General features: G+C 45.8%; 12 protein-coding genes and 2 pseudogenes. 7 read left to right on the plus strand and 7 right to left on the minus strand.

The window, feature by feature from the left end; translation table 11 throughout:
• Positions 1-32 precede the first annotated feature (32 nt).
• The 4 genes from AB6D93_RS20880 to AB6D93_RS20895 all read left to right on the plus strand — a co-directional run bounded on the left by AB6D93_RS20880 (position 33) and on the right by AB6D93_RS20895 (position 5,084).
• Positions 33-1,337 (plus strand): MFS transporter, encoded by a 1,305-nt coding sequence (locus AB6D93_RS20880; RefSeq protein ID WP_017065255.1) that lies wholly within the window; start codon positions 33-35, stop codon positions 1,335-1,337.
• Positions 1,338-1,462: 125 nt separating this feature from the next.
• Positions 1,463-2,479: a nuclear transport factor 2 family protein gene (locus tag AB6D93_RS20885; protein ID WP_102332991.1), complete on the plus strand. Its 1,017-nt coding sequence runs from the start codon at positions 1,463-1,465 to the stop codon at positions 2,477-2,479.
• A 248-nt stretch (positions 2,480-2,727) separates the two neighbouring features.
• Complete coding sequence (locus AB6D93_RS20890; RefSeq protein WP_102332992.1) at positions 2,728-3,849, plus strand: porin; 1,122 nt, start codon at positions 2,728-2,730, stop codon at positions 3,847-3,849.
• A gap of 197 nt (positions 3,850-4,046) precedes the next feature.
• The gene (locus tag AB6D93_RS20895; RefSeq protein ID WP_017065252.1) at positions 4,047-5,084 is read left to right on the plus strand and encodes a LacI family DNA-binding transcriptional regulator; all 1,038 of its coding nucleotides are present in this window, start codon (positions 4,047-4,049) and stop codon (positions 5,082-5,084) included.
• A 56-nt stretch (positions 5,085-5,140) separates the two neighbouring features.
• Here the strand turns inward: AB6D93_RS20895 and AB6D93_RS20900 are convergent.
• Positions 5,141-5,950: pseudogene (locus AB6D93_RS20900) on the minus strand (sulfatase-like hydrolase/transferase); the annotation flags it as partial.
• On the opposite strand from AB6D93_RS20900, the pseudogene AB6D93_RS20905 reads away from it, so the two are divergent.
• Positions 5,946-6,197, plus strand: a pseudogene (locus AB6D93_RS20905) (DUF481 domain-containing protein); the annotation flags it as partial. The pseudogenes AB6D93_RS20900 and AB6D93_RS20905 sit on opposite strands and share 5 nt — an antisense overlap.
• Positions 6,198-6,308: 111 nt before the next feature.
• Here AB6D93_RS20905 and AB6D93_RS20910 read toward each other — a convergent pair.
• The 6 genes from AB6D93_RS20910 to AB6D93_RS20935 all read right to left on the minus strand — a co-directional run bounded on the left by AB6D93_RS20910 (position 6,309) and on the right by AB6D93_RS20935 (position 11,199).
• Positions 6,309-6,728: a globin gene (locus tag AB6D93_RS20910; protein WP_017065836.1), complete on the minus strand. Its 420-nt coding sequence runs from the start codon at positions 6,726-6,728 to the stop codon at positions 6,309-6,311.
• Between the two features lie 136 nt (positions 6,729-6,864).
• Complete coding sequence (locus AB6D93_RS20915; protein WP_102332993.1) at positions 6,865-7,245, minus strand: VOC family protein; 381 nt, start codon at positions 7,243-7,245, stop codon at positions 6,865-6,867.
• 146 nt (positions 7,246-7,391) lie between these two features.
• The gene (gene soxR, locus AB6D93_RS20920; RefSeq protein WP_017062186.1) at positions 7,392-7,841 is read right to left on the minus strand and encodes a redox-sensitive transcriptional activator SoxR; all 450 of its coding nucleotides are present in this window, start codon (positions 7,839-7,841) and stop codon (positions 7,392-7,394) included.
• Positions 7,842-8,005: 164 nt separating this feature from the next.
• Positions 8,006-8,527 carry an NADPH-dependent FMN reductase gene (locus AB6D93_RS20925; RefSeq protein ID WP_017062187.1) on the minus strand — a complete coding sequence of 174 codons (522 nt, stop codon included), beginning with the start codon at positions 8,525-8,527 and terminating at the stop codon, positions 8,006-8,008.
• A gap of 325 nt (positions 8,528-8,852) precedes the next feature.
• Positions 8,853-10,415, minus strand: a complete 1,563-nt coding sequence (locus tag AB6D93_RS20930) for a glutamate synthase-related protein (RefSeq protein ID WP_102332994.1) — start codon at positions 10,413-10,415, stop codon at positions 8,853-8,855.
• 226 nt (positions 10,416-10,641) lie between these two features.
• Positions 10,642-11,199: a DUF1439 domain-containing protein gene (locus AB6D93_RS20935; RefSeq protein ID WP_017065833.1), complete on the minus strand. Its 558-nt coding sequence runs from the start codon at positions 11,197-11,199 to the stop codon at positions 10,642-10,644.
• 162 nt (positions 11,200-11,361) lie between these two features.
• Between AB6D93_RS20935 and AB6D93_RS20940 the strand changes: the two genes are divergently transcribed.
• Both AB6D93_RS20940 and AB6D93_RS20945 read left to right on the plus strand, forming a co-directional pair.
• Positions 11,362-11,748, plus strand: a complete 387-nt coding sequence (locus AB6D93_RS20940) for a thiol-disulfide oxidoreductase DCC family protein (RefSeq protein ID WP_017095855.1) — start codon at positions 11,362-11,364, stop codon at positions 11,746-11,748.
• A gap of 222 nt (positions 11,749-11,970) precedes the next feature.
• Positions 11,971-13,314: an AarF/ABC1/UbiB kinase family protein gene (locus tag AB6D93_RS20945; RefSeq protein WP_102332995.1), complete on the plus strand. Its 1,344-nt coding sequence runs from the start codon at positions 11,971-11,973 to the stop codon at positions 13,312-13,314.
• Positions 13,315-13,339: the final 25 nt, after the last annotated feature.

Here is a 13,339-nt window from a genome sequence, read left to right on the forward strand (position 1 = left end):
ACCACCCTATATAAAATAAAGGTTTATCGGTCATGACCATTAAAAAACACATGAGCGAAGTTCCTATGATTCAAAGGGTAGCCGCATATCTAGCAATTCTAGTAGGTTACTTTTTTTATTGTTATAACTTTGTAATTATTGACTACGTACGCCCATACATTGTGGAAGAATATGCTGGTATTAGCCTTTCTGATACCGCTCAGTTCTACACTTGGCAGTCGGTTGGTGCTCTGATTGGTGCTCTGAGCTGTGCATGGTTCGCAACCAAGTTCGGCAAGAAGTCCACACTAATAGCAATTACGGCATTAAACGGTGGTGCAACCATCATCAACATGATGTTTACCGACTACGCCACTTGGGCTGCAATGCGTTTCATCATTGGACTATCTTTAGGTGGTTACTTCACTGTAGCTGTATCTTTGATGATTGGCCTATTTACACCAACGGTTCGAGGTAAGTTGACTGCTTTTGCTTCTTCAATGTTCTCTGTTGCTTTAGTGGCAATGGGCGCTTACGCAGCCTTCATTACAAGTGTTGATGCACCTTGGCAGAGCCTAATGTGGGTAGGTGGTATTCCACCGCTTGTAGCAGCAGCGTTAATGATCTTTGTATTACCAAGCGACAAAACTGTGATCGCCTACGGTGAAGAAGATCAACAAACAACAACCAATACAGCTGGGGAAGTAACCGAAGCTAAAAAAGGTTCTTGGGGTGAGATGTTAAGCAAGCCTTACCGCAAAATTACGATTACTTGTTTACTTCTTTCTGGTCTTAACTTCTACGGATTCCAATTCTTCGGTGGCTTTGTAACTACCTACCTGAAAGATGTTCGTATGTTTGATGGTGCAACCATCGGTTTGATCTTCTCTATCTCAGCATTTGGTTCACTCTTCGGTGCTTGGTTCTGGGGATGGGCAGCAGATAAGTACGGTCGTAAGATCAACGCGTTCGGCTTCATCCTCGCAGGTATCATGGTTTCTATCTTCTTTGTCGCACCTGGCGACATGATGATTGGCGGCCTAAACATGCTGGCTCTTCTGGGTCTTATCTACAACTTCGGCCTGTCTGCTTCTGCAGTATGGGGCGGTTACTTCTCTGAATTGTTCCCAGCACGCTTGCGTAGCTATGGTGCAGCTTTATTCCATGGCGGTCGTATTATCGGCATGTGGGCACCAATGGTTCTTATCTTCATCCAAGAGCGTACCGACCTACAAACAGCAATGTGGGGCTCACCAATCGTATGGATTATCGCCGGCCTACTATGGCTAACACTGCCTGAAACTCTAAAAGGTGGCGTCTTCGATAAGAGCAAAAAAGCTGAAGCAGCAAAAGCTTAATTCGACACTCATACGCTGAAGTTCAAATACGAAAAGTTTAAAGCCGGCTGATAAATCAGCCGGTAACAAAATCCAAATCGAGTCCTGTTCCGAATGTTGACTCGACAACACAAAGAGAAATTATTATGTCTAAATATCAAGAAGCGAAACGCATTGTTCGTGAATACTTCGATGCAATGGAAAACGCAACTCACGAGAACGTTGCTGAAGTTTTAAAAGCACACACTTCTGAAGATTACTTGTGGCGCGGTGTTTACCCATTCCGTGAGCAAGAAGGCGCACAAGCAGCAGCTGACGTATTCTGGGCACCAATGATGAAGTCAATGACTCGCATGCAGCGTCGTCAAGACATCTTCATCGGTGGTAACAACGAAGTTAACCCAGATGAGATTTGGGTAATGAGCATGGGTCACTTCATGGGTCTATTCGACGCTGAATACCTAGGTATGCGCCCAACTGGCAAGATCATGAACGTTCGCTACGCAGAATTTAACTGTGTTGTTGATGGCAAAATCACTAAGACAGGCCTGTTTCTAGACCTACTAGGCATGATGGATCAAGCGGGTTGCTACCCACTTCCACCATCAACTGGTAAGCACTTCGTATACCCTGGCCCACGTAACCACGACGGTCTGCTATTCGAAGACGCGGCTCCAGAAGAAGGTGTTGCGACACTTGCTCTAGTAAACAAAATGGTTGATGACCTGTCTGCTCTTAACGACAGCGGCGCGATGGGTTGCCCACCAGAAGTACTATCGAAGAGCTGGTCAAAAGACATGATTTGGTACGGCCCATGTGGTATCGGCGCGTCTTACACAATTCCTCGCTACCAACAACAGCACCAACTTCCTTTCCGTAACAACCTGAAAGACAAGAAGTTCAACGGCCACGTTTGTCGTTTCGCTGAAGGTAACTTCTCTTGTTTCTTCGGTTGGCCAAACCTATCAAACACACCAACAGGTGGCTTCCTAGGTATGACTGGCGGTGAAGTACGTGCAAACATGCAAGTAGTTGACGTTTACTACCGTGACGGTGACAAACTGTCTGAGAACTGGGTTCTTATCGACCTTCCTTACTGGCTACAACAGCAAGGTCTAGATGTGTTCGAACGCACTTCAAGCATCATGAACCCAACGCTGTAATCGATACGCTTTAATCCAAAAGATTGAAACGAAATAGTGGCAACCTAAATAGACATCTGATTTAGGTTGCCACGCTTACTGGGGGACCCTTCTCGCTCCTAGTAAGTGCTCCAACCAATTCATTATTGCTCCACTAATAACTGAATCTACTAGTGCCTCATGGATGGGGTACACCCTGCCAAACCATTACCAATATAACGGGCTTGAAAGCACGGTGGCTTTCTACGGCCTGAATAAAGAGAATTACAATGAAAAAGTCGATTCTTTCAGCAGTGATCCTGACAGCACTTACCTCAGGTTCTGCTTTTGCTGCACACACTTTTACCAATGACGCGGGCGATAGCCTTACTTTAGACGGTCGTTTCGACGTTCGTTACCAAGATAAGGGCGGCGACCACAACGGTGAGTGGAACAGCGGTAGCTCTCGTTTCGGCCTTAAAGGTCAAATGGGACTCGATAACGGCTGGACTGGCTTTGGCCATGCTGAATGGGGTTACAACTCAGGTGCTAACGGCGACAATATTTACGACCGACTTCTATACGCAGGCGTAGAGCACGACAAATACGGCAAGATCGCAGCAGGTACTAAGCAGTGGTCTACTTTTTATGACGTAGCATGGTACACCGACTTAGGTCGTGTCTTCGGTACTCGCGGCTCAGGTGTTTACAACCTTTCTGACTGGGGTATTGCATCAGGTACAGGTCGAGCAGAAAACTCCATTACTTACCGTAACTCAATCAACGACCAAGTAAGCTACGGCTTCACTTACCAAACGACACGTGAAGATGTTGCACTGTCTGGCTCAGATCGTAGTTCAAATTCAGGGACAGACAACCGCTCAACAGCAACTTTGAAGAACGGTATGGGTGCGTCGATCACTTACAAACCATTTAATGGCGTAACACTTGGTGCGGCTTACCACCAAAATGAGCTAGAAGATCTTTCAACGAGCGTTGAAGGAGCTAAAAATGGTGACAACATGCGCATCATGTTATTGGGTGCGAACTACAGCAACGGCGGCTTCTACGCAGGTGCAACTTTCCACGTGGGCGAAAACTGGGAGTCTGTTGAAACTTCAACAACAAACAACGTACTGATGGATACGCTAGGTGGTGAAATCTACACGTACTACCACTTCGACAATGGCCTACGCCCTACGTTGAACTACAACTACATGGAAGATCGTGATGACCAAACAGATGGCTATGAGCGTAACCTGCTTATCCCTGGTGTTGAATACCACTTCCAGAAGAACAAATTCCTAGTTTGGACTGAATACCAATTCGACCTAGGTAAAGATCAGCTCGTTGGCAATAAATTCGAAAACAGAGACGACCAATTCGCTGCAGGTATTCGTTACTACTTCTAACGCCCAGTTAGTCGATTCATAAATTCTTTAAACAAAGCTCTGCTCTTACGCAGAGCTTTTTTGGGTCATACCCAGAATAATATTCAACACTCTCTATTAACCCTTATTTTTCATCCAATCATGGCATATTGTATTTTTGAGTACGTACCTAATTATGTTACTCTATGCACAGTCAATTTGGTTCAAAAGTATGGTCTATGAGCTCTCCAAAACACTCCACGGCGTCAAAGCCAACCGTCACCTCTAAAGATGTCGCTAAACTTGCTGGCGTTTCTCAATCAACTGTATCTCGTGTATTTGTCCCGGGCAGTTCAGTGTCTGAAAAGACCAAGCAAAAAGTGTTCGATGCAGCAAAATCGTTGAACTATCGTCCCAATGCCTTTGCCCGCAGTCTGACGACAAATGAGTCCAAATTGATTGGCTTAGTTTTCCCAGATGCCGACTACCCTATCCACATGAAAACTCTGCAGCTTATCTCTACTGAGCTACAAAAGCAGGGTTACTCTGCGGTATTGATTCCTTGGCAAGTGGATGGAAACGACAACCACTCGATTCCTAATATCTTCCAATACCGAGTTGATGGCGTAATTGCTGCTTCGGCGACCTTTAATAAGTCGCTTTATGAAGAGTGTGAAGAGTTCAACATCCCCATTGTTCAGTATGCTCGTGTAGTTGAGGGGACTAAGAGTAGCCATGTAATAAGTGACAACTACGCCGCAGGCCAAGTCGCCGCTCAACATTTACATAGCGTAGGAACAAAGTCAGCGGTTTACCTGACAGGTAACGTGCCAACCTACACCAACGGCGAGCGTGAATCGGGCTTTTGCTCAGAATTCGAAGATCTAACAGGCAAGCAAGCTCGTGTTATTGAAGCTGACTATGACTACCTTGATGCTCTAGATACCATTCGGACTCTGTTTTCAGAACCCACACATCCTCAAGCGATTTTCTGTGCGACAGATAACCTCGCGATGGCAGTAATGGATGTGGCGCGCTTAGAATTTAACCTGCGTATTCCAGAAGATCTTCAAGTGATTGGTTTTGACGATATCCCACAGACTCAATGGTTGAACTACCAACTCACTACCTTCAAGCAAGATTTCAGACGCCTTGCACGTGAATCAGTGAAAATTGTCGTTAGCCAGATTCAAGAGCAAGACACAAGCTTGGTTAAGCTGATGGTGCCAGTGAAGTTCATTGAACGAAACACGACGCTAAAACAGAACCAACGTTAAGACGCTTTCAAACAAAAATCCCGCTCAGTGTGAGCGGGATTTTTTATGATATTTAACTAGTTACCTACACCACCGGTCTTCTCTGCCGGAGAGTCAGGCGTCACTGGAGGCCACTCTTGGAAGGTTGCTAGATGTTGTTGGACAGCCGCTTGTGCCGGGCCAAATGCCCACATTTTTTGTCCCATCCATTTTAGGTACATGCCCGACTCTTCCGCCGCTCGCTCGTATGGGTCACGACGTAAGTTAAACAGCAATGGTGCGTTTAGCTCTTCTTTAGGGCCACTCCAACCGTGGTTTTGCACGATGAAATGCGCCTTCCAATCACCAACACGAACCGCTTGCAGCTTGTCTCGTTCGTAGTAGTAGATCTCTTTACGGTTTGACTCGCCTTTCTCGGTCAGCATATCCACTTGGTTGTAACCATCAAGGTGCGCTTTAAAGCCATCGTGACCTTTCAGCAGTTTTTCTTTTAGATCCGTTGGACCACCAGCCGCAGCGACAAGAGTGGGTAACCAATCCATACCATCAAAGATGCCATTGCCTACAGTACCCGCTGGGATTTTACCCGGCCAGCTAACCAATGCAGGGGCTCTTACGCCACCTTCCCAAGTTGTGCCTTTCTCACCGTGATAAGGTGTCATACCGCCATCTGGCCAAGTCATGATCTCTGGGCCGTTATCGGCAGTGAAAATGATGATGGTGTTGTCAGCAATACCGAGTTCTTCCATCTTCGCCATCATCTCACCGACGTGATCATCAAGATCTTTCATGACCACTTCTTGGAGTCCCCAACCGTTTTGACCGAGCATCGCTTCGTATTCAGGTGACAGGTGCGTCCAAACGTGACCGCGTGATGGACAGTACCAAATAGGTGTGAGATGGATAACGCAGATCAATAAGGATTGGAAGTTTCACGCAACCATTGATGCAGGGCTTGGTAGTGACACCAACTTTACCTCATCTCTGTTAACTGGCGTGCGATACCAGATAAACAGTTGGTCTGACTTAAATGTTGCCTACAAATCGACCTGGGTTGATTACGAAAACAAGGGGACCTTTGAATACGATACCGCATCGCAAGGGTTCCTGATTGGTTGGGCTGCTCATTTCTAGTCAAACAATAAGAGGTAAGCCTGATATCGTTAGGCTTACCTGACAATGTCAATCTTTCAAGAGTTAATACCGGTTTTAACTAACGAACAAGCAAAACTACCCATCAACGACCTAGTTATTCACAGTGTTTGGAACTACGCACTCTTTCTTCATGATAGTTAAGCCGGCCTCGAGAGTTTCTGTCCAAGCTTGTTCGACGCTTTCATCGTAGTGAGGGTCATATTTTTTAACTGTATTGAGTAACGAATTGAACCACTCGTTGAGTTCTTGCTCAGAGATATCCATTCCTAAATCTTTATGTCGCTTCCCAAGCTTTTTTACCGAGCTTCGTACGCTCGGCAGACCCGCAGAGTTATAGATAAGAATGATCGAGGCTTTAAGCATCTTGGTTTGTTGCTCTAACCCTATATTTTCAAAACGTTCTGAAAACCTTGGGTTATGCTCGCAAAAATCAGCCAAAAACGTTTCGAGAAATTCTTGGTCAATCCGGCAGCGCTCAAAACTTTCATAAAACAGTTCGTTCGGTTTCATCTAGCCAGTCCTTTGCAAAATTTTGAGTTATCGGGAAGCTAACAAGTCCAGAGCCGCAACTTAGCCAACTCCGAACCATCAATATGATCTAAGTATACGCCACTGTGGCATAAAATGAACGATGGCATAACGTAAACTACGGCATAAAGTGCGTTGCACAAATCTTGTTTCCATCAGGATCTCGCAAATAAGCCATGTACAAGCGACGCTCGTCAGAACCTCTCGCTCCGGGGCCATTTTCAATGCTGGTACCGCCATTTTCGACGCCAACTCGATGCCACTCATCTACAACTTCAGGAGAAGACGCAAGAAAACCCACCGTCATACCGTTGCCGTGAGTCGCAGGCTGACCATCAATCGGCTTCGTTAAGCCCAACACACCCGTTTGGCTAACGTAAACACAGCGCCCTTTGGGATCAACAGAGCCTTCGCTATAACCAAGCACTTTCATGATTGGGTTATAAAAAGCCTTCGCGCGTTCAATATCATCGGTACCGAGAAAAACATGGCTGAACATAACTAACCTCTTCTTTTATTGAAAGAACCATCTAAACTAGACCTATAATTCGTGTTTGTCTAGGCACGCTATTCGGTCACAACTGTTGCTTAACCCATTGAGCAAACACCTGAAACTTAGTTCGCTGTTCCATGCCTTTCGGGAACTCAGTTAGTCTGTTCAACAATTCGTTGTGCGCCCTGCCCTTGGTCATGCAAGATATCATCAGGATTTAGCAAGTTGCACTTTTGCATACTCAAGCATCCGCAACCGATACAGCCGGTTAAGTTCTCTTGTAGCGATTTAATCTGCGCCATTTTACTGTCGAGTTGCCCCTGCCACTTCTTAGCAACGCGCTCCCAATCTCGCTTAGTCGCGGTATGGTTCATCGGCAGTGTCGATAATTCTTCGGTGATCTCTTCCAGCGTGAAGCCTATCGACTGCGCGACTTGGATCAACGCAATTCGTCTCAACATCGCCGACTGATAACGGCGCTGATTTCCGTTAGTACGAATCGAAGCAATCAACCCCTTGGTTTCGTAAAAACGTAACGCCGAAGGAGCCACGCCACTGCGCTCAGCCAACTGGCCTATGGTGAGGTATACGATGTTTCTCATTACGACACTATCCTTGAGATCATAAATATTTAAAGCTTACTTTAACTTTAGAGTAGCGACCTATTGTTACCTTAACCAATTAATGTCCTTAAACTTTGACAACGGGCGCAATGAAAAGCAATCGTGAACATGGCTGCTTTGTTTTATTGTGGTGTTCTCGCTCTCTAAATCTGACTCATGATCGATTTCAGGCTCTCGGCCATTTCGGCATTGATGATCTCACCCGTTTCTACATTAAAGTTGTCGTAGAAACTTGGCACCGACATCGACCCCTTCACATCTGCATCAAAGTAAGGTGCCGAATTTACCGCAGACGACAACACAGAGTTTGCGCCGCCTGGGCCTGGTGATGTGGAGAGCATCACAACAGGTTTGCCTTGGTACACTTTCATGTCGATTCGTGATGTCCAATCAAACACATTCTTAAAGGCTGCGGTGTATGAGCCGTTATACTCTGCAAAAGAGATGACCACAGCATCTGCTTCGCCAATCTTGCTAAAAAAGCGTTGAGCGTGTTGATGAACACCTGAATCTTGCTCTCTTTTCTCGCTGTAAATTGGCATCTCGAAATCATTAAGGTCGAGCACCTCGACTTGCGCGCCTTCGACTAAACCTGCGGTGTACGCTGCAAGTTGTTGATTAATTGATGTTGTACTGTTGGTCGCGCCAATCGCTAATACTTTCATTGTTGATCCTTGTTCATTTTTCTCACCTTTTTGCACTCATGACTTCAATTACGGAGCTCAAAATTCATAACTGAAGATTCGTAACGTCTGTTTGATAACATCAAAACCTGCACTAGGCGACAAGGTGATAGATTGTGTTTTTAGATTGGGGATGATGATAAAACCTCAAGTTAACTTGAGGTAAAGCGATATTTTCAAAATATAGGAAATAGTTTAAAAACACTTATAAAGCAGTTGATTATGAAAGGTTTAACATAGGTTGGCATTACACAGGAAAAAGTCAGCACACCCAAAATACATTGAGTGTGCTTTATCGAAGTATTATTTACTTAAAGTGATTTAATGGACAGACACCAGAGTAAGCGACACCGGATAGCTCGGCCATTTCGCGATTCCATGTTGCCAAATCATGAGGGTTAAATTGATTCAAATGATCATGCCCACATGCCCTCGCCATCACTTGCATTAATTCTGTCGAGGCTTCAAAGAAGTTCTTAAGCTGGTTCGATGCTTTCTCGACATTCAAACGCTGACGTAAATCGGCTTTTTGAGTTGCAATACCAGCAGGGCAATTATTGGTGTTACACATTCTCGCCGCCACACAACCTATCGACTGCATGGCACTGTTTGAGATAGCGACACCATCAGCACCAAGCGCCATCGCTTTTACGAAATCCATCGGCACGCGCAAGCCGCCCGTGATGATCAATGTGACTCTGTCACTGACCCCTTGTTTATCGAGATACGCTCTAGCGCGAGCGAGTGCTGGAATAGTGGGAACACAGATATGGTCACGGAACATTTCTGGCGCCGCCCCTGTACCGCCACCACGCCCATCTAAGATGATGTAATCGGCACTGGCATCAAGCGCGAACTGAATGTCTTCTTCGATGTGATTGGCACTTAACTTAAAGCCAATCGGGATACCGCCTGTCACCTCTCGAACACGGTCGGCGAACTTTTTAAAATCCTCGACCGTGTTAAGGTCGACAAAGGTGGGTGGAGAAATCGCTGCCGTGCCCGCTTCAATGCCACGCACCTCCGCGATCTTGCCTATGTTCTTCGCGCCCGGTAAGTGCCCGCCCGTTCCGGTTTTGGCACCCTGCCCGCCTTTAAAGTGGAAGGCTTGAACGTTTTTGAGCTTAGCTTCATCGTAACCAAACTGAGCACTGGCTAATTCATAAAAGTAGCGAGAGTTCGCCGCTTGCTCTTCGGGTAACATACCGCCCTCACCGGAGCAGATACCCGTCCCTGCGAGTTCGGCACCTTTCGCCAATGAGACTTTTGCTTCTTCAGATAGCGAGCCAAAACTCATATCAGACACAAACAAAGAGATGTCCAATTTGAGTGGCTTTTTCGCTTTTGGTCCAATAATAAGCTCAGTACCGACGGGCACATGTTCCAATAACGGTTTGGTCGCCATTTGTGCAACCATCACTTGAATATCATCCCAGTGAGGTAATAGATATCTTGGAACACCCATTGAAGTCATTGGCCCATGATGTCCAACCTTGGATAAACCATCACGCGCCAGTTGATGAATAAACTCGACGGTAGGTTCTTCTTTGGTTGCGCTCGTAGCTGGCGACAAATCTGGCGCAGCCGCTTGAATGTGAACCTCCGGGCCTTCTTGCCCAACTTGTTCCGCTGTGAACTGTTTATGAGTGCCATCGCAGAAAGGAAGGTTGTTGGAATACTTACAGCGACAAAGGTAGGCGTCTCCGCTCTCTTCGGCGACAAAGCTTTTCGGTTTGAACCCCGTACCAGCATGAGAACCGTCACAAAACGGTTGGTTTTTCGACTTCCCACAGGTACAGAAGTAATACTCCTCCCCTTCTGTTAGCTCGACCTTAACGGGTTTGTTATCCGCTATTACTGGACTCTTCATAGTTCGCTCACCTTTTCTTTCTTATGATTTGATGACTGAAGCGATGACTTGCTCACAAGAGTAAAGTAAAGGTGAGATACGCGGCTAATTCAATAAATGAGCCAGAGAAAACAAGCTGGATAGACAGCCTAAAAACAGAAATCTTGCTGATTCAACACAAACAAAAATGGCCACCAAATCGGCAGCCATTGTGTTTTAAATCTGAGTCTAAGCTAAACGTGAAAGGTTAATCGAATAACTCGATAACCAGCTTGTTGTCTTTAATCACTAGATTAGGTTCCGATGACTTGATCAATGACTCTTGAACCTTGTTGCTGTCCAGTTTGTAAACTGGCGACTGGGACAAAGCAAAGCCAATCATAGAAACGGCAGGCTTAAGTAGTTTGGCGACCTCAGGCGAAAGCTGTTTATCTTTTTCTTCAAAGCGCTCTAAACGCAGTGATTTCAAATAAATCTCGCCACTCTCTTTGTCATATTCAGGAATCGCACTGAACTCGATATCAAGATCCAACCTCATATTCGGCACGTTAAACACCTGAACTTGTGCATTGGTATTCGCCAGAACAGACACGCGCTCGGCATCAGCTCGGCCAATTTGCACCGCTAAGTCATCGACAGCGACTTGCGCATACATAACGTTTTGTACACCCACTTCTTGCTCTAACATCACCGAATCTTGAAGGTAGTTCGTCATTTCTTGCTCGGTCACGCTGTAGCTCACACAACCGCCTAGCATTAGGGCTATGAAGGCTAGAATGAAACGGCTCATTGATTTCGTTGTCATTGGGGATCGACTCTTAATATGTAATTGCATGGAACGGATTTTACCTCGAGATGGTACTGTAAAATAGTCGTCACAATTACAGTGTCGGATAAGTGAGTAAAATGATCCACCTAATCGGTGATTGCGTATAGTTGGGAATTGGTAAAAATAGTAAGGGAAGCAATGACTTCATTAACGATATTTTACGATGGGACATGCCCGTTGTGCGCAAAGGAGATGGCGGCACTTGCAAAGCATGATGTCGAGAATAAGATTCAAACCATCGATATCTACAGTGAAGCCTTTTCAGACTACCCTCAGATTGATGCCGACGCAGCCAACACCATTTTGCATGCACTGGATGAGAATGGAAAACTGCTGCTAGGTTTAGACGTGACCTACCAAGCGTGGCGCTTAGTAGGAAAAGGTTGGCTATACGCCCCTTTACGTTGGGCGATATTCAAGCCAGTGGCCGACTGGTGTTATCTTCGGTTTGCCAAGAACCGATACAAAGTCTCTTTCTGGCTAACTGGAAAGTCACGCTGCGATGGTAACAGCTGCTCAAAATAGTACTTGGTTAAGACATACCACTTGCGACTTTGTAATACACCACACCAAACAGCGCAGCAAAAACTAAAACGGTAACCGCGACTTTTAACCAAATAAACTTCATGTTTTGTCCTTTAAATTCTGTTTACTGTTTCGCGAGCAACGTTACCACAACAAAACATTCGGTTGGGTAATGATTTATAGAACTTTGTAGTGAGTCTTGATAACTAAGTGAGAACCTTTATGTCGGCAAAAGAGAGAAACCTTCCCACACATCGAATTTCTAGATTCAGTAAGTTCGCTTCGTTGGCGACAAGAGTCGCGGGTAACGTGCTAACGGAAGGCACCAAACAAATTGCACAAGGCAACAGGCCCAAAGCAAAAGACTTACTGTTAACGCCACAAAACATTGCTCGCCTGACCGATCAACTCGCACACCTGCGCGGTGCGGCTATGAAGTTAGGACAGATGCTATCAATGGATGCGGGTGATGTCTTAGAACCAGAGTTAGCCGACATTCTCTCTCGCCTGCGCTCCGATGCCGATCCACTGCCAACAAAACAGCTCAATCAAGTGTTAGAAAGCTCGCTCGGGAACCATTGGAAAACCGAATTCCTGTCCTTCAATTTTAAACCGATCGCCAGTGCATCTATCGGACAAGTTCACCAAGCCTATAGTGATGCTGGGGACAAACTCGCAGTCAAAGTCCAATACCCCGGCATTAGAAAAAGTATCGACAGTGATGTAGATAACGTGGGCACGCTGCTCAATATTGTTGGCTTGATACCAAAGTCGGTCGACTACAAAGGCTTGTTAGAAGAGGCAAAGAAACAGCTCCACGATGAAGCAGACTATGCTCGCGAAGCTGATTACGCAACTCGTTACCATGATGCATTGAAAGAATACTCTCACTTCGTCGTACCTAAGATTCATCCGCAAGTCTCTTCAGAATCGGTGCTCGCCATGGACTTCATCGAAGGCGTCTCGATAGAGCAAATCGAAAGTTACGACCAAAGCACACGTGACTTTGTAATGCACAGCTTACTGGAGCTTCTGTTCAGAGAGTTGTTCGATTTTAAGATGGTGCAAACCGATCCCAATTTCGCCAACTACCTTTATGTTGAAAACACCCGACAAATTGGCTTATTAGATTTCGGAGCAACCCGTGAGTACAGTGACCGCTTCAGCGAGGGTTATCGCTTGGCCTTTTCCTCTGTCATTAACAACGATGAGCAAGTGCTCAACCGAGCTTTAGAGCAAATAGGATTCTTTAGCGAGACAATTCTTCCCGAACAACGCCAAGCGATTCTAAATCTAGTGAAGATGGCCTGTGAGCCGATGTTAGTTGACGAAGAGTACGACTTCAAAGCCAGTGGATTGGCACAAAGGCTTCGTGAAGTAGGCACCATTTTGAGCATGGAACAAGAGTATTGGCATACGCCGCCCGCCGATGCGCTGTTCCTGCACCGAAAAATTGGTGGCATGTATCTATTAGCGGCTCGCCTTGGTGCAAAAGTGAATATCAGTCGCTTGGTCGCTCCATATCTTATCTCAGAGAGCAAAAGCACAACTAAAAGCGCGAGTTAATGAGACAGTAAATAATACGCAAAGT

Source organism: Vibrio sp. 10N.247.310.23, from assembly GCF_041467155.1.
Classification (GTDB): Bacteria; Pseudomonadota; Gammaproteobacteria; order Enterobacterales; family Vibrionaceae; genus Vibrio; species Vibrio crassostreae_C.

Coding starts and splice junctions, on each gene's coding strand:
- AB6D93_RS20945 (WP_102332995.1), top strand. CDS start 11,971: ATGTCGGCAAAAGAGAGAAACCTTCCCACACATCGAATTTCTAGATTC.
- AB6D93_RS20895 (WP_017065252.1), top strand. CDS start 4,047: ATGAGCTCTCCAAAACACTCCACGGCGTCAAAGCCAACCGTCACCTCT.
- soxR (WP_017062186.1), bottom strand. CDS start 7,841: ATGAGAAACATCGTATACCTCACCATAGGCCAGTTGGCTGAGCGCAGT.
- AB6D93_RS20915 (WP_102332993.1), bottom strand. CDS start 7,245: ATGTTCAGCCATGTTTTTCTCGGTACCGATGATATTGAACGCGCGAAG.
- AB6D93_RS20930 (WP_102332994.1), bottom strand. CDS start 10,415: ATGAAGAGTCCAGTAATAGCGGATAACAAACCCGTTAAGGTCGAGCTA.
- AB6D93_RS20880 (WP_017065255.1), top strand. CDS start 33: ATGACCATTAAAAAACACATGAGCGAAGTTCCTATGATTCAAAGGGTA.
- AB6D93_RS20910 (WP_017065836.1), bottom strand. CDS start 6,728: ATGAAACCGAACGAACTGTTTTATGAAAGTTTTGAGCGCTGCCGGATT.
- AB6D93_RS20940 (WP_017095855.1), top strand. CDS start 11,362: ATGACTTCATTAACGATATTTTACGATGGGACATGCCCGTTGTGCGCA.
- AB6D93_RS20890 (WP_102332992.1), top strand. CDS start 2,728: ATGAAAAAGTCGATTCTTTCAGCAGTGATCCTGACAGCACTTACCTCA.
- AB6D93_RS20885 (WP_102332991.1), top strand. CDS start 1,463: ATGTCTAAATATCAAGAAGCGAAACGCATTGTTCGTGAATACTTCGAT.
- AB6D93_RS20935 (WP_017065833.1), bottom strand. CDS start 11,199: ATGACAACGAAATCAATGAGCCGTTTCATTCTAGCCTTCATAGCCCTA.
- AB6D93_RS20925 (WP_017062187.1), bottom strand. CDS start 8,527: ATGAAAGTATTAGCGATTGGCGCGACCAACAGTACAACATCAATTAAT.